This window comes from Candidatus Villigracilis affinis (genome assembly GCF_016705895.1).
GTDB classification, from domain to species: domain Bacteria; phylum Chloroflexota; class Anaerolineae; order Anaerolineales; family Villigracilaceae; genus Villigracilis; species Villigracilis affinis.
Genome location: NZ_JADJKT010000036.1, coordinates 614,932 through 633,315, shown reverse-complemented (window position 1 = coordinate 633,315; position 18,384 = coordinate 614,932). Strand labels below are relative to the sequence as shown.

Sequence of the window (18,384 nt, the reverse complement as noted above, 5' to 3'; positions counted from 1 at the left end):
GCAGGTGAAGATATGTGCGTGAATGAAAAGGAGGTGTATTGAAAGAGATAATGAAATTAAAAAGAGAAGTGCTCGCTTATTGATTGGCGTCTCCAAGCAAGCACTTCAGGGAAAAGATGCCCATCTGAGAAAGGCACTCACCCGTGCCCCAATTATAGTGTAAGAAAACCTCCGCAAGGAGGAGCACATTGATCCATTAAGGAGAGAAGATCATGTTTAAGAAATTAGCTTTTCTGATCGTACTTGCTTCCATGATTTTGACCGCATGTCAGCCCGCAGTTGTTGCTACAGAAGCCCCTGTGGTAGATGCTCCCGCTGCAACTGAAGCCCCTGTTGAAGCCCCCGTCGCCACCGAAGCACCAGCCAAGGTTTGGACGTATGCTGATATGACCGTCGGTTTCCTACAGACTGGTTCCGAGGGTGGTTGGCGCGCTGCGAACACTGCTTCCTTTAAGGAAACTGCTGAGCAATTGGGCCTTAACCTCAAGTTCTATGATTCACAAAATGATCTGGCCAAACAAGTTGCTGGCTTCCAACAATTCATCGAAGATCCCGAAGTTGACGTGATCATCATGTCACCTCTTGAAGTTACCGGTTGGGAACAGGTTCTGAAAGATGCTGCAGCCGCTGGCAAACCCGTCATTCTTTCAGACCGCCGCATCGACGGTTTTGAAGATCTGTATGTCACTTTCATCGGCGCCGACTTCGTTGAAGAAGGCCGCAAAGCCGGTACTGAAATGTGCAAACTGCTTGAAGGCAGCGAAAAGAAGAACGTCTGGGAATTGGTTGGTAACGTAGGTGCCGCTCCCGCCATTGACCGCGGAAAAGGTTTCCGTGAGACAGCCGAAGCATGCGGTATCACCGTAGTCAACAGCCAGACCGCTAACTGGAGCGTTGTCGAAGGCAAGCAGGTCACTGAAGCCTGGTTGAAAGAAAGCAAGGACGTCCAGGGCATCTTCGGTCAGAACGATGAAATGGCATTTGGTGCCATCGAAGCCCTCAAGGAAGCTGGTCTCGTACCCGCAGTAGATGTCAAGATCATTTCTGTGGATGCCACTGCTGGCGCTTTCCAGGCCATGCTTGACGGCACCCTGAATGTGACCGTGGAATGTAATCCGCTGCTCGCCCCGCAGGTTTACGAAGCTGCGCTCGCTGCCCTGAATGGTGAGACACTTCCCAAGTGGATTCCCTCCCAGGAAAGTGTGTTCTACATGGTCGACCCGAATTTGAAGGATATTGCAGCTGGTCGCAAGTACTAAAATTTTGAATCTCATCTGCTAAATCTTGGGGAATTGCAGATCAGACCCAGATACATATTGATTGGGAAGCGAAGTTTTCTTCGCTTCCCAATCGGTCAAAAATTTTATTTACAAAAGGCAGGCAGGCATGTCTGAGGTAGATCAAAATATACTTAGTATGGAAGGCATCAGCAAGACCTTCCCGGGCGTGCAAGCGCTGGATGATGTAAGTTTGTCTCTCAAAAAAGGTGAGATCCTCTGCCTGGTTGGAGAAAATGGCGCGGGGAAGTCCACCTTGATGAAAGTATTAACCGGGGTGGACAAGCCCGATTCGGGCAGAATAATTTTAGATGGTAAAGAGATTCAGACGAAATCTCCACAACATGCCCAATCTCTGGGTATTAGCACCGTGTATCAGGAAGTCAATCTGTGCACCAATTTAACGGTCGCAGAAAACATTTTGCTCGGGCGTGAGCCTCAAAAAATGAGGCGCATTGACTGGACCAAAATGAATGCATTGGCCAGCGACACCCTTAAACGCCTGCTGGGTGTCGACATCGACGTCACGAAGTCATTGGGATCTTACACAGTAGCCATTCAGCAGATGGTGGCGATTGCGCGCGCGCTTTATATCGAATCTGCAAAAATACTCATTCTGGATGAACCCACCTCCAGCCTCGATGTTAATGAAACGGAACAACTCTTCAAGGTGATGCGAAAGTTGAAAAACGAAGGTGTGGGTATCATTTTCATCACCCACTTTATCGGTCAGATCTACGAAATTTCTGACAGGATCACGGTCTTGCGGAATGGGAAACTGGTTGGGACTTATGAAACAAGCGCGATCACACGCGTTGGATTAATCTCAAAAATGATCGGCCGTAGTCTGGCCGAGTTCGACGAAATGACAAAAATAAAACTGGAAAGCAGCAAGCATATTAGAAGTGAAGCGTTATTGCAAGCCAAAGAATTTGGCTTGACCGGTGCCATTCAACCCTTTAATCTGGATTTACATGCCGGGGAAGTCGTCGGCCTGGCAGGACTTCTCGGTTCGGGGCGAACGGAGACTGCCAGCATTTTGTTCGGTTCCGACAAAGCCGACACAGGTTCCATTTCGATGAACGGCTCTGTCGTTCAGGATTATTCTCCGCTAAGTTCGATCAAACGCGGTGTTGCCCTCTGCCCGGAAGATCGCAAAGCGGCAGGGATTGTAGATGACCTGTCGGTAAGAGAAAATATCATTCTTGCCATTCAAGCCAGCAAGGGTTGGTTTAAATATTTGAGTTTGCCTGAACAATATGAAATTGCAGAGAAGTATATTAAATTACTTAGTATCGCCACCCCCTCCGCAGATCAACCCGTCAAAAACCTAAGTGGCGGGAATCAGCAAAAGGTGATTCTGGCACGCTGGCTCGCAATCAACCCACAAATACTCATTCTGGACGAACCCACACGTGGAATTGACGTAGGCACCAAAGCCGAAATCCAAAAGCTGGTGCTGTCGTTTGCAGAAGATGGCAAAGCATGCGTGTTTATTTCCTCCGAATTGGAAGAAGTGTTACGCACAAGCCATCGCATTGTAGTTTTGCGTGAACGCGAGAAAGTCGCTGAATTTTCCGGCGAGGTGGATGAGAACACGATCATCCAAGCGATTGCAGGGAGTGAAGCATGAAAAAGCCTACCAAACAAACAATCACGTGGAGAAGGATCACAGAGAACAGACTCTTCTTTCCCATCGTGGCTTTAACACTGATCCTGCTCTTTGATTTTATTTTTATTCCCGGTTTCTTTGCCATTGAAAATAGAGAGGGGAACCTGCACGGAAGTCTGATCGATATCTTCCGAAATGGCTCGACAGTAATGATCCTGGCGATTGGTATGACGCTGGTCATTGCAACTGGTGGTGTGGATCTATCTGTTGGCGCAACGATGGCAATTGCCGCTTCGGTGGCGGGAATTTTGATGAATCCATCCGCGCTAAAGAATGAAGTGTTTTTCGTTACAGATCCCAACTACACATTTCAACCGCTTTGGCTGGTAATCATCGCGGCCCTGGCCATCTCCCTCATCTGCGGATTGTGGAATGGGGTGCTGGTTGCCTATATGAGGATTCAGCCGATGGTGGCGACGTTGATCTTGATGATCTCCGGACGCGGGATCGCACAGTTAATTACAAACGGTCTTCGGGTGCAGATCACCTACAAGCCGTATGCATTTATCGGGCAGGGCTGGGTCATATTGCCGTTTTCACTCTATCTGGTGGCCATTGTATTCGCCATCACCTGGTTCATAACTCGTAAAACCGCAATCGGCATGTTCATCGAATCAGTTGGAATCAACTTCCGCTCCAGCTATTTCAGTGGAATTGACGAGAAGAAGATCAAGTTGCTGGTTTATACATTTTGCGGTTTTTGCGCGGGCATTGCCGGTTTAGTCGCAAGCTCAAATATCAAGACATCCGATGCGAATAACATCGGTCTCACCACAGAATTGGATGCGATCCTGGCCGTGGTGATTGGTGGAACTTCCATGGCTGGTGGGCGATTCTCCCTGCTTGCCAGTATGGTTGGAGCTTTGGTAATGCAGGCCATTACCCAATCCATGTATGCAATTGGCGTACCCGCGTTTGCTCTCCAGGCGATCAAAGCCGTGGTTGTTATCTTTGTGATTCTGCTTTATTCAGACCAGGTCAAAGGTTTTGTACGAAAGATCAGCGCGCCGAAAAAAGAGGTTTAGCCATGTTACGAATGCTAGGTAATTTTTTCTCCAGGAATCGTAAGTTCATCCCATTAATGTCCACGGCTTTGCTGGCCCTGGTTGCTTATGGAATTGGCGCTTACTTTTTCGTCGGCATGCGAAACCCACAGGTGTTTTTTAATCTATTTCGAAATACTTCCTACCTCCTGATCAGCGGTATTGGGATGACCTTTGTCATTTTGACGGGCGGCATTGACCTTTCCGTCAGCGGTGTGGTGGCCCTAACAACAGTTGCCTCCGCGGTCCTCCTTCGCGAAGGCTGGAACGCCTGGGTGGTGGTTCTGCTCATGCTGGCAATGGGAATGACCCTGGGTGCGACCATGGGTAGCTTTATCACCTACCTGAAGGTTCAGCCATTTATCGCCACACTGGCAGGCATGTGGTTTGCCCGTGGAATGTGTTTCTTTATCAGCGATGATGCGGTGACCATTGACAATCCCGTTTTTCAAATCCTTGGCAAGACAAAAATATTGATCCCGGGGCTGAAAGAGTTGGCCGATCAACAGGGAACTTCAGCGCCCTATATTTCCATCCCTGTTATTGTTGCGTTTACCCTGTTGGTTATTGCAATGTTTATTGCTCACTACACTAGATTTGGCCGAACGGTTTATGCCATTGGCGGCAACGAAGGCAGGAACGAACAGTCTGCCCGTCTAATGGGTTTGCCTGTAAATCGAACCAAAATGCTGGTGTACACCTTCAATGGATTTTGCTCTGCTCTGGCTGGTCTTTCGTTTAGTTTGTTCGTTTCCTCCGGACATGGTTTGTATGCACCAGGCTTGGAATTGGAAGTCATTGCCTCGGTCGTAATGGGTGGAACCATGCTGACAGGTGGTTCCGGATACGTGTTCGGGACATTCTTCGGGGTTTTGGTTCTTGCTGTGACTCAGGCGCTGATCCAGTTCATTGGATCCCTAAGTTCCTGGTGGACAAAGATCGTCATCGGCATTCTTACGCTTACTTTTATTGGCGTTCAAACAGTATTGGCAAATCGAAAAAGTGGCAAAGTTGCTCAAACTACTCAGGCATTGGTGGCGGTCCGCCGCAGACAGCAAAGGCTTGTACTTGGAATTGGCTTGTTCGTTATCCTGGCTGGGGCAGCCATCTTCTCTGTCTCCAAATTCAGAAGCGCCTCCTCGAACCAAGCTGTAGCTGATACCCAGTGTGTCGTGGCACCATTCCGTGAAGATGAAGCCGCGAATCTTGTGGAAGATGGTGCAGTCATCGTCTATCACCGCACGGCCGGTCCTCAATGCGTGGATGAGTTATTTGCGATCTATCCCGATGGCCGCATTACAGGGAGTGATGGTGTCAAAAAGGTGGAGAAACAGATTGCTCCTGAAGAAGTGGAACAGTTACTCATTGCCATTAGTGTTGATCACCAATGGTTCACGAATGAGATATACAGCACATATCTTAATCCATGCAGACAGTGTTTTGCGCACTACATCGATATTTCATACAATGGCCAGGCAAAATCTGCAACTGGCGTGGATGGCACGACGGCAATGCCGCCAGGCTACGCATTCGCCCTGGCTGAGATTAGACCCCTGCTCCCGGAAATTAATCCTGCCCCTTAGCGGCTATGGTTTCTGATATTTCTTATACTAAATGAAGTGGTTTTGTTCGATGGAACAATAGATCATCCAAGGAGAAGGAAAGATGACAGTTAGAAAGATACTAATTCCAGCCCTCCTGGCTTATGTTTTTTTTAGCTTTGCCTGCGTATATATTGTATTGCCGGAAGGTCTGGAAACTCCGGAAGTAGTTGTGGAAGGTGCCGAGCTAAAAGCATGGAATGCGGTAGTAACGAATGTGGGCAAGTCCGATTCAGGAGATTTGCACATCGAGTTTACGATACGGAACGATACTGGTGATTGGAGTACGATGCGGGCTCTACCAGAAAAGCCCGCTGTGCTTACCACCAGTGATGGAAAATCTACAAATTGTGATACGGTATTTGTTGGGACTGGCGGACACCGCCTGGCGCCAGGTTTCCAAACCCGCGGGTACACTACCGGCAAGAAAGATGATCTAAAAACCCAGCTTATCTATGTCGAGTGTAAAGGCGCAATAGCTGATGCAGGCTCCAGACTCTCTATCGAATATGCAAGCTTCGGAGGCATTTTGGATGATTACGATCCAGAGGCCAATAAAACCGAGGGAGTATTGGAACTAAATCTTGATGAGGTTGTTACAGACTTACAGTATCCAATCGCAGTGCCAGTTGAAGGTTTGATTCAAGATACAGGAGTAAGCATAACCGCACTTAGTGATAATGTTGTTAATCTCCTCGATGTTCAACGCACAGATACGGGTTTTCAGTTTACATGGCAAAATTTCAACCCAACGAAGTTCCCCTAAAGACGCATCTCGGAACTCCGCCGGTCATCGGCGCTGATGGCATTATTTATGGCTTTTACGAATCCCTGGATATTGTGCCCATCCCAATCACTCCTCCAAATGAAAAAGTGGAATGGACAACGGAAGTTGCGGTTCCGAAAGATGTTACAGGATTTTACATTTTACTTAGTGTAGAGTCTAATAAACCACGCACTTATGTAAACTACCTTGTTGACATCAGCGATAAATAGATGGCTGTTATCATGAAAAAAAGATTTAATAAGAACTTTTTATTGCCCCTTCTTGGAGCCAGATTGATTTTTCTAATTCTTACCTTAGTAGCATCCTCCTGCGCGCCTGTTCAGGAGGATGCTACTAACACCCCTGCCACACCGACAATGGTCATTACGCCCGCTGCCGCAACTCCAGAATGGTTCGATATGGAGTTGATTGATGTGCAGACCGGCGAAACATTCACCATGAACGATTATGCGGGAAAGGTGGTCCTGCTTGAAACGATGGCAATCTGGTGTCCGAATTGCATTGTTCAAGGCAATGAAATAAGAAACCTTCATAAAGCTCTCGGAAATCCAGACGACCTGATCTCAGTCAGCCTGGATGTCGATGTAAATGAAGACAATGCTGCACTCAAAGAATATGCGTATGGATATGGTTTTGACTGGCATTTTGCGATTGCTCCATTGGAGGTTGCCCGCGCTTTGGGGAATTTATATACTGCGCAGTACTTAAATCCGCCGCTCGCCCCCATGCTGATCATTGATCGTAAAGGCGATGTTCATCATCTCGAATATGGCATCAAAGATGCCGCTACTCTCCAGGCAGCTGTTGAACCTTATCTGGAAAAGTAATTAATGATGCTTGATCTGGCGGTTACATCATTACTGCTTGGCTTATTAACAACGACCAGTCCGTGTATATTGCCGCTTTACCCAGGCTTCCTCGCTTACCTGGGCGGGCAAAATGAGCTTGGCAGACAAAAATATTTTCTGGGGTTGTTTGTGCTTGCCGGGGTGTTAAGCATGATGATCGCCCTCGGCGGCCTGATCGCATTGCTGGCAGTTCCCGTTGGCAGTATTCTGCTTTACATCATCCCGCTTGCAGACCTTTTGATCTTTCTCCTTGGAATTCTACTCCTGCTTAATTTCAACCCATTTAAAACACTTCCCCAAATTCAACTGCCTTTATTCCGACACCCGTACGGTAATGCTTATGTGTACGGTTTACTTTATGGCCCAATTGCGCTTCCCTGTTCTGGCCCGATGGTCGTCAGCATCTTTGCTCTATCATTCACAACCGCGGAAGTATTTGGACAACTTTGGACTTTCCTCTGGTTTGGTTTGGGACTTGGCTTACCCCTTTTGATACTCTCATTTCTCTCAGCTGCTCTTCAACGCCAGTTGACCATGCTGTTCGCCCGTCATACCAGGATTATTAATCTCTTTGGTGGTCTGCTTCTGATTGGAGTGGCACTATATGACCTGGCTAAGAATTGGGAATTACTGAAGCTGTTTTTCAAGAGTTGAATATTACCTCACCATGATTTTTAGGTGATACAGCAACGTTTCCATCAGTGCGGAGACGGGGCATCTCTTCGCTATCAGCCGGATCTGCAATGGTACGGGATAAATTCAGTCGACTTATCACCGCTCGCATCAAGCTCTGACCTTCAGCCTGTAACTGACAAAATCGCCGCACCTCCCCGATGAACGTGTCTGCATTGCAAATAGAATCTGTTGAACCAATGCAGCATTGATTTTGAATATTTACTACAGCTTGGGCTTGCTTGATCAAGATGATGATTGAGTAGAAAATGAAATCCTTCATCGTTGACCGTTTTAGGGATCGGGGTGGGGGTTACTGTCATTACCGCCTTGGGAACACTTGCTGATGGATTTCAGGCGGCTATAGTTCAATGATGCAGGGCACCAAAGCGGACATGGTGCTCAGCCAGATACCATGGATGTCAGTTACAGCGCTGTCAACGAGAAAATCGGAGCAGAACTTGCCATCATGTCGGAAGTCGAATCTGTTACCGGTATGCTTCAGGGATTGGTACAGACGGAAAGCGAGCCATTCTTTATCGTTTTTGGTTATCCTGAAAAAAGGCCTGACAATACTTAAAGGGGTAAATCGCTGTTTTTATCAAAAGCTTGTGCAATGTGGCTGTCAAGATTAATCTCCAATCACAACAAACTAGAGTATACTGATTTTAGTAGACTACACCGTCTACGGTTGGAAGACTCATTTCTGCCAGGTGCGTTACGAAACCCTTGTATAGTAACTTTCCGCGGCGCTTCTTAATTCCACTCGCATACGCGAGATGACTCCCATACCCAATTACATAATTAATACAAGCCAGAATGTGTTGAATAAGTGTTTTAGTATTTAATCAACCGTATATGGCGCAGGAAAGAATCGAAGGGATTGACCATGTTCGATACTATTCTCGTCCCGTTGGATGGCTCCCAGCTGGCTGACTGTGTTCTGCCTCATGCTGCCGCTATTGCCAGTTCTTTTGACGCGGAGATCACACTGCTTCGAGTCCTGGAAAAAAATCAGGCGGGCACATCAGCGCAATTGTTTGATCTGGTTAACTGGCAGATCAATAAAACAAGGGCCTCCCTTTACCTTGAAAAGACAAAGGCGTGTTTTCAGGAATCAAGTATTAAGGTGCAAATGAAAGTAATGGAAGGCCTGGCGGCAGAGGGGATAACTGAATATGCCCAAAGCCAGGATATGAAGTTGATCATTATAAGCAGCCATGGACGGAATGGCTTGACTCAGTGGGGCATCAGCGGGATCACGCAAAAAGTCATTTTAAGTGCAAAAACTTCCCTGCTCATTGTTCGGGCACATCAATATGGAGCACGCCCTGAAAAATTATCGGCAGCGCCGGGATACCGCCACATCCTTGTCCCGCTGGATGGATCTCAACGGGCGGAAAATGTTCTGCCAATCATCACGCAATTGGCTGGTTTTTATAAATCACATATTCATCTTGTTCAAGTGATACAAACACCGGAGATGGCGCGCCAAATGCCCCCATCTCGCGAAGATGTCGATCTATCTAATCGCGTTATTGCGCGCAATCGAGAGGAAGCGGAAAGCTATCTTGAACAGTTGAAGGCACGTTCGTATCTTGATGGTATTACGGTTCATAACCATCTCATTACCAGCGACAATGCGGCTGTTGCCTTGCACCAACTCGCAGATTTGGAACAGATCGATCTAACAGCGCTCAGTGCACACGGGTATTCAGGAAATCATCAATGGCCGTACGGCAGCATGGTCAATAACTTCATCATGTATGGCAAGTCACCTTTGCTCATTGTACAGGACCTGCCTGGCAAGCAGGAGTCGATGACTTCTGAGCAGTCCATCGAACGTATAGAGCGATAACAAATGCAGATTGCACCGCAAATTATCCCCCCCGCACCAGTCAATTCAGACGTAGATAGTCGATTGAGAGATTTTGCACATCACCTGGCGAGAACTCATGAAATAGTTCAAATTCCTGCAAGACCTCAACGTAAGTCAGGGTGGAATACTGCAAAAACATTCCCCATTCAGAAAACTGATCTGTTGGAATATTTGCAAAGCTGGGAGCTGGCCTTGCGTAACGCGAATGCAGTTTTCAAATCTGTGCCGGCAAAGGATTTCCTATCGAGCAAATCATCTCGTGCAGGCGAATGGATGCTGGACAATTTTTATGTCGTAAAACAAACCCTGCGTCAAATTGAAGAGGATTTGCCAGTCAGCTTTCTCAATCAGCTTCCGAAACTAAGCGGAACGCCGCTGCAGGGTCACACACGAATTTTTGCGCTGGCCCGCGAATGGATCGAATACAGTCATAGCCAGATCGATTTGGATCAATTCACCGATTTTGTGCTGGATTATCAACAGATTTCCCCATTGATGATCGGTGAATTGTGGGCGCTGCCAATTATGCTGCGTATTGGAATCCTGGAGCAGCTTGTCCACGCAACAACTGAAATAACTGGCGTGACTGCGCCAAAAAGTTTGGGAAAAGTCTCGAGCCAATTTGCCTCCCAGAAACCGGGGAATGAAACCATTGTTGCAAACTGTTTCCTCAGTTTGCGCATGCTTTCCGCCGCAGACTGGAAAGACTTTTTTGAGCAGACCAGCAAGGTGGAAAAGATTTTACGGAACGACCCCGCCAGGGTTTATCCAAACATGGATTTTGACACCCGCAATAGTTATCGCGCTGTCATTGAAGAACTGGCGCGCTTTTCAAACTTTAGCGAAGAAGAGGTTGCCCTTACCGCTGTTGAACTCGCTCACAATGCAGACGAAAATGCGCCAATACGAAAATCTCATGTTGGCTTTTATCTTCGCGATATGGGACGTTCAATGTTGGAAAGCAGCATTAACTACGAACCCGGAGCAGGCATTCGCATGCGGCGCATCCCGTTCGCATTCCCAACCGCCACTTATATAGGAAGTATTGTCATTCTTGCCATATTGTTCGTTGCAGGATTGCTTGGCTATGCCTTGCTTTCAGGTGGTTCGGATGCTCAACTCATTATTGTCGGTATCCTTGGTGTTGGGCTGGCTCTTGAGTCTTCCGTCACACTTGTGCACTGGGTTGTGACTCACCGCATCAAACCACAAAGCCTGCCGCGAATGGATTTTTCGGAGAATATTGCGCCCGGTAACCGCACCATGGTGGTTGTTCCAACCTTGTTGGAAAGCGCGGATGAGCTCAACCATCTTCTGCAGGAATTGGAGCTTTATTATCTGTCCAACCCCGATCCGCAGTTAACCTATGCCTTGCTGACCGACTTCGGTGATGCCCCAGCGGAAGACATGCCGGAAGACGCACAGTTGCTTGCGCTGGCAAGTGTTGGCATAGAAAACCTAAATAAAAAATACACCCCAACAACACCTTTTTATTTGTTTCACCGTCAACGCCAATGGAATCCATCTGAAGGGGTGTGGATGGGATGGGAACGTAAACGCGGCAAGCTTGCAGATTTCAATCGCCTGCTGCTTAACCTTGGCGGGACTGCCTACACAACTCAGGTTGGCGATGCGAGTATTTTGCCTGAGATCAAATATGTGATCACTCTCGATGCAGATACCTCTCTGCCGCAGGGAAGCGCGAATCGGCTGATCGCTACGCTGGCACATCCGCTTAACCATGCCGAATTTGCAGCTGACGGACGCTCGGTTGTTGCTGGCTATACCGTGTTGCAACCGCGCGTCGCGATTAAGCCGACAAGCGCAAACCGCTCGCTTTTTTCACAGATATTTGCCGGGAACACCGGGTTCGACCTGTATTCCTTCGCTGTTTCAGATGTGTATCAGGACCTGTTTGGGGAAGGCAGTTATGTTGGCAAAGGCATTTATGATGTGGCGGCCTTCGAACGCAGCTTGGCAGGCCAGGTACGCCAGAATACCCTCCTCAGCCATGACCTTTTCGAAGGAATCTACGGACGCGCTGCGCTGGTCACGGATATCACACTATATGAAGAATATCCCTGGCGCTATATGGTGTACGCCCGCCGTCTGCGCCGTTGGATTCGAGGCGATTGGCAATTACTCCCCTGGCTGCTTCCCATTGTCCATGTTGAAAAAGGGATCGCGCCCAACCGCCTGTCGCTGATCAACATCTGGAAGATTTTCGACAACCTGCGGCGCAGTCTTCTGCCGCCTACGATATTGGCGCTCATTGTTTCAGGTTGGTTGTTCCTGCCCGGTTCACCGCTGGTCTGGACTTTGCTGGCATTGTTTCCCTCGATATTGCCCATTGCAATGCAGCTTTTTCAAGACACCACACACCATCTGCGTGGCCGCCTGCCGCTTAAACAACTTTTCAAATCAGCACAACCGTCAATCACACGCTGGGCGCTTGCCATTTTCCTTCTCCCTTATGAAGCCTTGCTTATGCTGGGTGCGATCGCCACAACATTGACCCGTCTGCTCATTGCCCGGAAAAACCTGTTGCAATGGACGACGGCGGCCAATACGGCTCGTTCATTTGGATTGAACGCCCGTTATGAAACCCTGAATGAAATGGCGGCTTCGTTGGTGCTCACTGTATTGGTGGGAATCGCTGTCGTAATTCTCAATCCATTGTCGCTTTGGGTGGCGCTGCCTTTTCTTACCGCCTGGCTTGTCGCTCCGCTAATAGCAAACAGGATCAGCCAGCCTGTTACACACTTATCCCCCCCACTCTCAGAGACTCAACTCAAACAGGTTCGTCGATTGGCGCGTCGTACCTGGGCATTTTTTGAACAATTTGCAGGACCCAACGATCACTGGCTGCCGCCCGACCATTTTCAAGAGACGCCGCGCGGGAGTGTGGCGCACTATACCACGCCAACCAATATCGGTCTGTTCCTGGTATCCACATTGTCGGCGTACGATTTGGGATATCTGGGACTGGTCGAGTTGGCAGTTCGTTTGAACTCAACCTTCGAAGGAATGGATAAGCTGGAGCATTATCGCGGGCATTTATTAAATTGGTATGACTCGCAAACCCTGACAGCGCTCCCGCCTCGTTATATCTCCACGGTGGATAGCGGTAACCTGGCTGCCTGCCTGATCACACTTAAGCAGGGCTGTTTAAAATTGGCAGAAGCGCCAGTGTTGGGCGATAAACAATGGCAGGGTCTGCTTGCCATTCTGGATATTCTGGCAGAAACATTACAAGGGCTGGAAAAGAACAACCCGCACGCTTCACATGAGTCCTTTGACGTTGAATTGACAGCCATTTATGACCGCATCAGCGCAATTCAGAATCAGCCCGCAGCGTGGAAAATGAATCTCGACTGGCTCTCAGGCGAGGGCTGGGAAAGAGTCTCGCATCGTTTAATGGACCTGTTGGAGAGTCATCCCAATCTAAAATCCGAATCCCTGAAAGATCTCCAGCATTATCTCGATCTGCTGCATCATCAATTACATGACATGCAGCGCAGTTTGGAATTATTCGCGCCCTGGCTTGGACGTTTGGATACGCCGCCTGCATTACAAGCGGGCATGCAAGCGCATGCCTGGCAAAGTTTTCTTGATAGCCTGCCTGCTGAACTTCCCACACTTGGAGAAACGGCTGAGGTATACACACGTATCCAAACCACATTGCAGGATCTACAAACACAGCAACAGGATGATGCGGCGCGTGAGTGGTGTAAAAAAATGGAGGCGGATGTCTCGTCGGCACGTATGACAGCCATGGTCTTGCTGATCGGTTTTCAGAAACTGTCAGAGCAGGCCGATGCCGTTGTGGCAAATATGGATTTCCGCTTTTTATTTGATGAACGACGGCAGGTTTTTCATATCGGCTATAACGCCAGCACTGAGCGGCTCGACCCGAGCTACTATGATCTACTTGCATCCGAAGCACGTATTGCCAGCCTGATCGCAATTGCCAAAGGCGACGTGCCGCAAAGCCATTGGCAACATCTCGGACGCCCCGTGACGAAGATTGATGGCAGGCAGATTCTGCTTTCATGGAGCGGTACCATGTTCGAATATCTGATGCCGACCCTTTTCGTCAGAAACTATAACGGGACATTTCTCTCGGATAGCTGCTATGCCGCGCTGGATGCGCAAATAGATTATGGCAGGGAATTAGAGGTGCCATGGGGTATCTCGGAATCAGGTTATTTTGCATTCGATGCCAACCAGAATTATCAGTATCAAGCCTTTGGGGTGCCTGATCTGGGTTACAAACGTGAACTCAATGACAACCTGGTGGTGGCTCCCTATGCTTCATTGATCGGGCTTTCGTTACAGCCGCAGGCGGTGCTCGAAAATATGGCACATCTGGAAAAACTGAATATGCTCGGGCGTTTTGGCTTTTACGAATCGCTTGATTACACCAAATCTCGGCTTCCAGTTGGGCAGACACATGCAACTGTACAGTCTTATATGGCTCACCATCAAGGCATGATCCTGGTGGCGGCTTGCAACTATTTATTGGAAGATGTGATGGTGCAGCGTTTCCACGCCGACGAACATATTCACAGTGTGGAGTTGCTGCTTCAAGAAAAGATCCCGCAAAACCCGCCGATCGAATATCCGCACCCCGATGACCCCGTGGACCTTCCCGATGAGATGGCACGTCCCGTTAATAGCGAACCCTGGCGCGTTCCAGTGGATAGCCCCATTCCGCAAGTGCATGTACTTTCACAAGGTGATACCAGCTTATTGATCACGAACGCCGGTGGCGGGTTTAGCCAGTGGCGTGAGTTTGCCTTGACACGCTGGCACGCCGACACTACCCTCGATCAGTGGGGCACATGGATCTATTTACAAGACCGCGAAAATGGCGCGCTCTGGTCTGTCACCTGTCAACCGGCTGGGTGCTCACCTGAAACTCAGGAAGTATTGTTTTACCCGCACAAGGTTGAATTTCAGCGTTCAGACAATGGAATTTCCCTGCGCACAGGAATCACCATTAGTACAGACGGTGTTGAGATTCGACGGGTGAACATCCTGAATGACAGCGATCATCCCAGACGGTTGCAATTGACCAGCTATGGTGAAGTGGTGCTGGCGGCCCAGGCCTCAGACCATCGTCACCCGGCCTTCAACAAACTCTTCATTGAAAGCGAATATCTTCCGCAGGAGAACGCGCTTGTATTTGAACGCCGTCCGCGTTCCGCAGATGAAAAACCGATCGTGTTGATCCATGCCATGGTCATTGAAGCCGGGCGTAAAGTGACCGGTGGGTATGAAAGTGATCGTGCCAAATTCCTGGGCAGGTCGCAGACAATGCACAACCCGCAAATGCTGCGGGATGTAAATCGTCCGCGTGCCGGCACCAGCGGCGGGACACTCGACCCAATCTTCTCCCTGACTCAAAATATTGACCTGAAGCCGCACGCAAAAACAAGGGTCACATTCCTGACCTTTGCGGCTTCCACACGCGCCGAAGCTTTGGGTAAATTATCGCAATATCGAAACGGGCAATCCATTCACCGTGCATTTGATGACGCCCGCTCTCGCAGTGAACGCGAATTACTGGAACTCGGGCTGAACTCCTATGCCGTCGAAAATATCCAACGCCTGTACTCAGCCTTGATCCATCCCACAGGTGCATTGCGCGCTGCTCCGCACATCCTGGCACAAAACGAAAAAGGCCAATCCGATCTATGGGCTTTCGGAATCTCAGGTGACTATCCCATCATGTTGGTGCGTGTTCGCGATGGCGAATTGGAATTGCTCCGCGAGGCTTTGCAGGCATTTACTTTTTGGCGCAGCCGCCATGTCACAGTAAACCTGGTTATTTTGAACGATCAAGATACAGGCTATGCCCTCGACCTGCACAATGCCATCCAGCGCCAGATCCAACGCATGGGTGCCGATGCCTCGTTGAATCAGCGCGATGGCATCTTTGTGCTGCGCACTGACCAGCTTCCACGTGCCAATCAGATTCTTTTTGAAACAGTAGCGGGTGTTATTTTGGATGAAAAAGGCGGGACGCTTGCCGACCACGCCCTGCGTTTGACCGTCCAATCTACACGCCTGCCGCTGTTCACCGCCTCACTCTCACCGACACATGATCCTGAATCGACGCCTTCCCTTGCCCTGCCAGAGAATCTGTTGACCCATGATATCCACCGCAATGGCTTCGGCGGATTTAGCCGTGACGGACGGGAATACATGATTCACCTTAAGCCTGGTCAGCACACACCGCATCCCTGGGTGAACATCATCGCCAATCCACAATTTGGGTTTCTGGTATCTGAAGCAGGTTCTGGCTGCACCTGGGCGGAGAACAGCGGCGAGAATCGCCTGACGCCCTGGCGCAATGACCCTGTCACCGACATGCCGGGGGAGGCGCTTTATATACGTGATGAAGAGACCGGGCGGGTCTGGTCACCCACGCCCATGCCTGCCGGTGAAGAAACGGTACATGTGATCCGCCACGGAGCGGGATATTCGATCTTTGAAAGTCAGAGTCACGGCTTGAATCAAAATTTGCGTCTGTTCGCTGCGCCAAATGCGCCGGTCAAGATCGTACATTTACGTTTGAAAAATCTTTGGGACCGCTCGCGGCGTATCACTGTTACCTATTATGCTGAATGGGTGCTGGGAACCATGCGAGACATCCATCAGGCGCATATCATGCCGGAGTTCGACGCTGACAAAAACGCATTACTCGCTGCGAACCGTTTCAACGGTGAATTCGGCGAACGCGTGGCATTCCTGGCTTCCAATAAAAAACCGCACGGTGTGACCACCGACCGCACCGAATTTCTGGGGCGGCTGGGAACCTTGCGTGCGCCTGCTGCCCTCGGGCGGATTGGGCTGGCAAGCGCAGTGAATGCCGGGCTTGATCCATGTGCCGCCATCCAATTGCACATTGACCTGGCCCCGGGCGCCACAGAAGAAGTATTCTTCCTGCTTGGCGAAGGAGCAAGCCGCGCCGAAAGCCTTGCATTGATCGGCGAGATCCGATCTGTGGAACAGGTCGAAGCGATCTGGCAGGCTGTCCAAACACACTGGGATGAAATCCTGAATACCATCGTTGTTGAAACTCCCGATCCTGATATGGATCTCATGCTCAACCGCTGGCTGCAATATCAAACTCTTGCATGCCGCTTGTGGGGCCGCACTGGTTTGTATCAATCGAGCGGGGCATTTGGTTTCCGCGATCAGCTTCAGGATGTGATGGCCCTGTTGAATACCCGCCCGGATATTACACGCGCACAGATCCTGGAAGCGGCGCGGCATCAATTTGAGGCTGGCGATGTGCTGCATTGGTGGAATCCACCTGCGGGTCGCGGGGTTCGTACTCGTTTTTCAGATGATCTGCTTTGGCTGCCGTATGTCACAGCGGAGTACGTGTCTGTGACCGGCGATTCATCCATTTTGAGTGAGAGCATTCCTTTTCTAAAAGGTGAAACACTCAGGCCCGAAGAAATGGAACGGTATACCCAGTTTGAAACCACGAGCAAGGATTTTTCACTTTACGAGCATTGTCGGCGGGCGCTGGAGAAGGGCGCGACTACAGGTGCGCATGGCCTGCCGCTCATGGGCGGCGGTGACTGGAACGACGGCATGAATCGAGTGGGCATGGACGGACGCGGCGAGAGCATCTGGCTGGGCTGGTTCCTGCATACGACCCTTACACGTTTTGCGGCCCTGGCTGAGTTGATGACAGATGATCCCGAGTTTTATCTTCAACAAGCTGAGAAATTATCTCAGGCGCTTGAAGCCCATGCCTGGGATGGCGACTGGTACTTGCGTGCCTTTTATGACGATGGCTCGCCATTGGGCTCACGCGAAAACATGGAATGTCAGATCGATTCGATCGCGCAGTCGTGGGCGGTATTGTCGGGAGCGGCAGACCCCGCACGAGCCATGCAAGCGATGGAAGCTGTTAACAGCAGATTGGTAAAACAGGCCGAGCAAATGATCTTGTTGTTTACCCCGCCTTTCGATAAGTCGGCGCGTGACCCTGGCTATATCAAAGGTTATTTGCCGGGTGTGCGCGAAAATGGCGGGCAGTATACCCACGCAGCGATCTGGACGGCATGGGCATACGCAAAACTCGGGCAGGGAGACCGGGCGGGGGAGTTGTTCCGTTTGTTGAATCCCATCAACCATTCCGATACGCCAGAGAAGGCGGCACGTTACAAAGTGGAACCCTACGTGATCGCCGCCGATATCTACGGTGTACCCCCGCATACCGGTAAAGGCGGCTGGACGTGGTACACCGGCTCTTCCGGTTGGATGTACCGACTGGGTATTGAAGCGATCCTCGGCATTACGAGGGCCGGTGGAACGCTCAATGTCAATCCCTGTATTCCGCGCGATTGGACAGGCTTCAAAGTGGATTATCGCTTCGGCGGCACGCATTACAAGATCAGCGTGGAGAACCCACAAGGCCGTAACCAGGGCGTTCGGCAAATCGTTTTGGATGGGAATTTGCTGCAAGATGGGTCGATTCCCCTCGCAGATGACGGTCAGCCGCACGAGGTGCGGATCGTGATGGGATAAAAGGATTGTTTCCGCAGTATGATGGAATTGTAGGATTCGATATGCGCGAAAC

11 protein-coding genes are annotated in these 18,384 nt (G+C 49.8%); all 11 read left to right on the top strand.

Annotated features, from left to right (window positions below):
- The first annotated feature begins 212 nt into the window (after window positions 1–212).
- The 11 genes from IPI86_RS18185 to IPI86_RS18135 all read left to right on the top strand — a co-directional run bounded on the left by IPI86_RS18185 (window position 213) and on the right by IPI86_RS18135 (window position 18,332).
- Complete coding sequence (locus IPI86_RS18185; RefSeq protein ID WP_345299427.1) at window positions 213–1,259, top strand: ABC transporter substrate-binding protein; 1,047 nt, start codon at window positions 213–215, stop codon at window positions 1,257–1,259.
- 127 nt (window positions 1,260–1,386) lie between these two features.
- The gene (locus IPI86_RS18180) at window positions 1,387–2,910 is read left to right on the top strand and encodes a sugar ABC transporter ATP-binding protein (RefSeq protein WP_345299426.1); all 1,524 of its coding nucleotides are present in this window, start codon (window positions 1,387–1,389) and stop codon (window positions 2,908–2,910) included.
- The gene (locus IPI86_RS18175) at window positions 2,907–3,974 is read left to right on the top strand and encodes an ABC transporter permease (RefSeq protein WP_345299425.1); all 1,068 of its coding nucleotides are present in this window, start codon (window positions 2,907–2,909) and stop codon (window positions 3,972–3,974) included. The genes IPI86_RS18180 and IPI86_RS18175 overlap by 4 nt, the downstream gene beginning before the upstream one ends.
- A 2-nt stretch (window positions 3,975–3,976) precedes the next feature.
- Complete coding sequence (locus IPI86_RS18170) at window positions 3,977–5,575, top strand: hypothetical protein (protein ID WP_345299424.1); 1,599 nt, start codon at window positions 3,977–3,979, stop codon at window positions 5,573–5,575.
- Between the two features lie 82 nt (window positions 5,576–5,657).
- Complete coding sequence (locus tag IPI86_RS18165; RefSeq protein WP_345299423.1) at window positions 5,658–6,359, top strand: hypothetical protein; 702 nt, start codon at window positions 5,658–5,660, stop codon at window positions 6,357–6,359.
- Complete coding sequence (locus IPI86_RS18160) at window positions 6,326–6,589, top strand: hypothetical protein (RefSeq protein WP_345299422.1); 264 nt, start codon at window positions 6,326–6,328, stop codon at window positions 6,587–6,589. Before IPI86_RS18165 ends, IPI86_RS18160 begins: the two co-directional genes overlap by 34 nt.
- Before the next feature lie 12 nt (window positions 6,590–6,601).
- Entirely contained in the window at window positions 6,602–7,207 is a 606-nt protein-coding gene (locus IPI86_RS18155; RefSeq protein ID WP_345299421.1) for a redoxin family protein, read from the top strand.
- 3 nt (window positions 7,208–7,210) lie between these two features.
- Window positions 7,211–7,882, top strand: coding sequence for a cytochrome c biogenesis protein CcdA (locus IPI86_RS18150; RefSeq protein WP_345299420.1), 672 nt, complete (start codon window positions 7,211–7,213; stop codon window positions 7,880–7,882).
- 433 nt (window positions 7,883–8,315) lie between these two features.
- On the top strand, window positions 8,316–8,480 hold the full coding sequence (locus IPI86_RS18145) for a hypothetical protein (protein ID WP_345299419.1): 165 nt from the start codon (window positions 8,316–8,318) through the stop codon (window positions 8,478–8,480).
- Between the two features lie 309 nt (window positions 8,481–8,789).
- Window positions 8,790–9,758: a universal stress protein gene (locus IPI86_RS18140; protein ID WP_345299556.1), complete on the top strand. Its 969-nt coding sequence runs from the start codon at window positions 8,790–8,792 to the stop codon at window positions 9,756–9,758.
- 294 nt (window positions 9,759–10,052) lie between these two features.
- On the top strand, window positions 10,053–18,332 hold the full coding sequence (locus IPI86_RS18135) for a glucoamylase family protein (RefSeq protein ID WP_345299418.1): 8,280 nt from the start codon (window positions 10,053–10,055) through the stop codon (window positions 18,330–18,332).
- Window positions 18,333–18,384 lie beyond the last annotated feature (52 nt).

Bases quoted from the DNA above. Each gene is read 5' to 3' on its own strand.
- IPI86_RS18170 (WP_345299424.1), top strand. From the start codon at position 3,977: ATGTTACGAATGCTAGGTAATTTTTTCTCCAGGAATCGTAAGTTCATC.
- IPI86_RS18155 (WP_345299421.1), top strand. From the start codon at position 6,602: ATGAAAAAAAGATTTAATAAGAACTTTTTATTGCCCCTTCTTGGAGCC.
- IPI86_RS18180 (WP_345299426.1), top strand. From the start codon at position 1,387: ATGTCTGAGGTAGATCAAAATATACTTAGTATGGAAGGCATCAGCAAG.
- IPI86_RS18150 (WP_345299420.1), top strand. From the start codon at position 7,211: ATGATGCTTGATCTGGCGGTTACATCATTACTGCTTGGCTTATTAACA.
- IPI86_RS18140 (WP_345299556.1), top strand. From the start codon at position 8,790: ATGTTCGATACTATTCTCGTCCCGTTGGATGGCTCCCAGCTGGCTGAC.
- IPI86_RS18135 (WP_345299418.1), top strand. From the start codon at position 10,053: ATGCTGGACAATTTTTATGTCGTAAAACAAACCCTGCGTCAAATTGAA.
- IPI86_RS18175 (WP_345299425.1), top strand. From the start codon at position 2,907: ATGAAAAAGCCTACCAAACAAACAATCACGTGGAGAAGGATCACAGAG.
- IPI86_RS18185 (WP_345299427.1), top strand. From the start codon at position 213: ATGTTTAAGAAATTAGCTTTTCTGATCGTACTTGCTTCCATGATTTTG.
- IPI86_RS18160 (WP_345299422.1), top strand. From the start codon at position 6,326: ATGGCAAAATTTCAACCCAACGAAGTTCCCCTAAAGACGCATCTCGGA.
- IPI86_RS18145 (WP_345299419.1), top strand. From the start codon at position 8,316: ATGGATGTCAGTTACAGCGCTGTCAACGAGAAAATCGGAGCAGAACTT.
- IPI86_RS18165 (WP_345299423.1), top strand. From the start codon at position 5,658: ATGACAGTTAGAAAGATACTAATTCCAGCCCTCCTGGCTTATGTTTTT.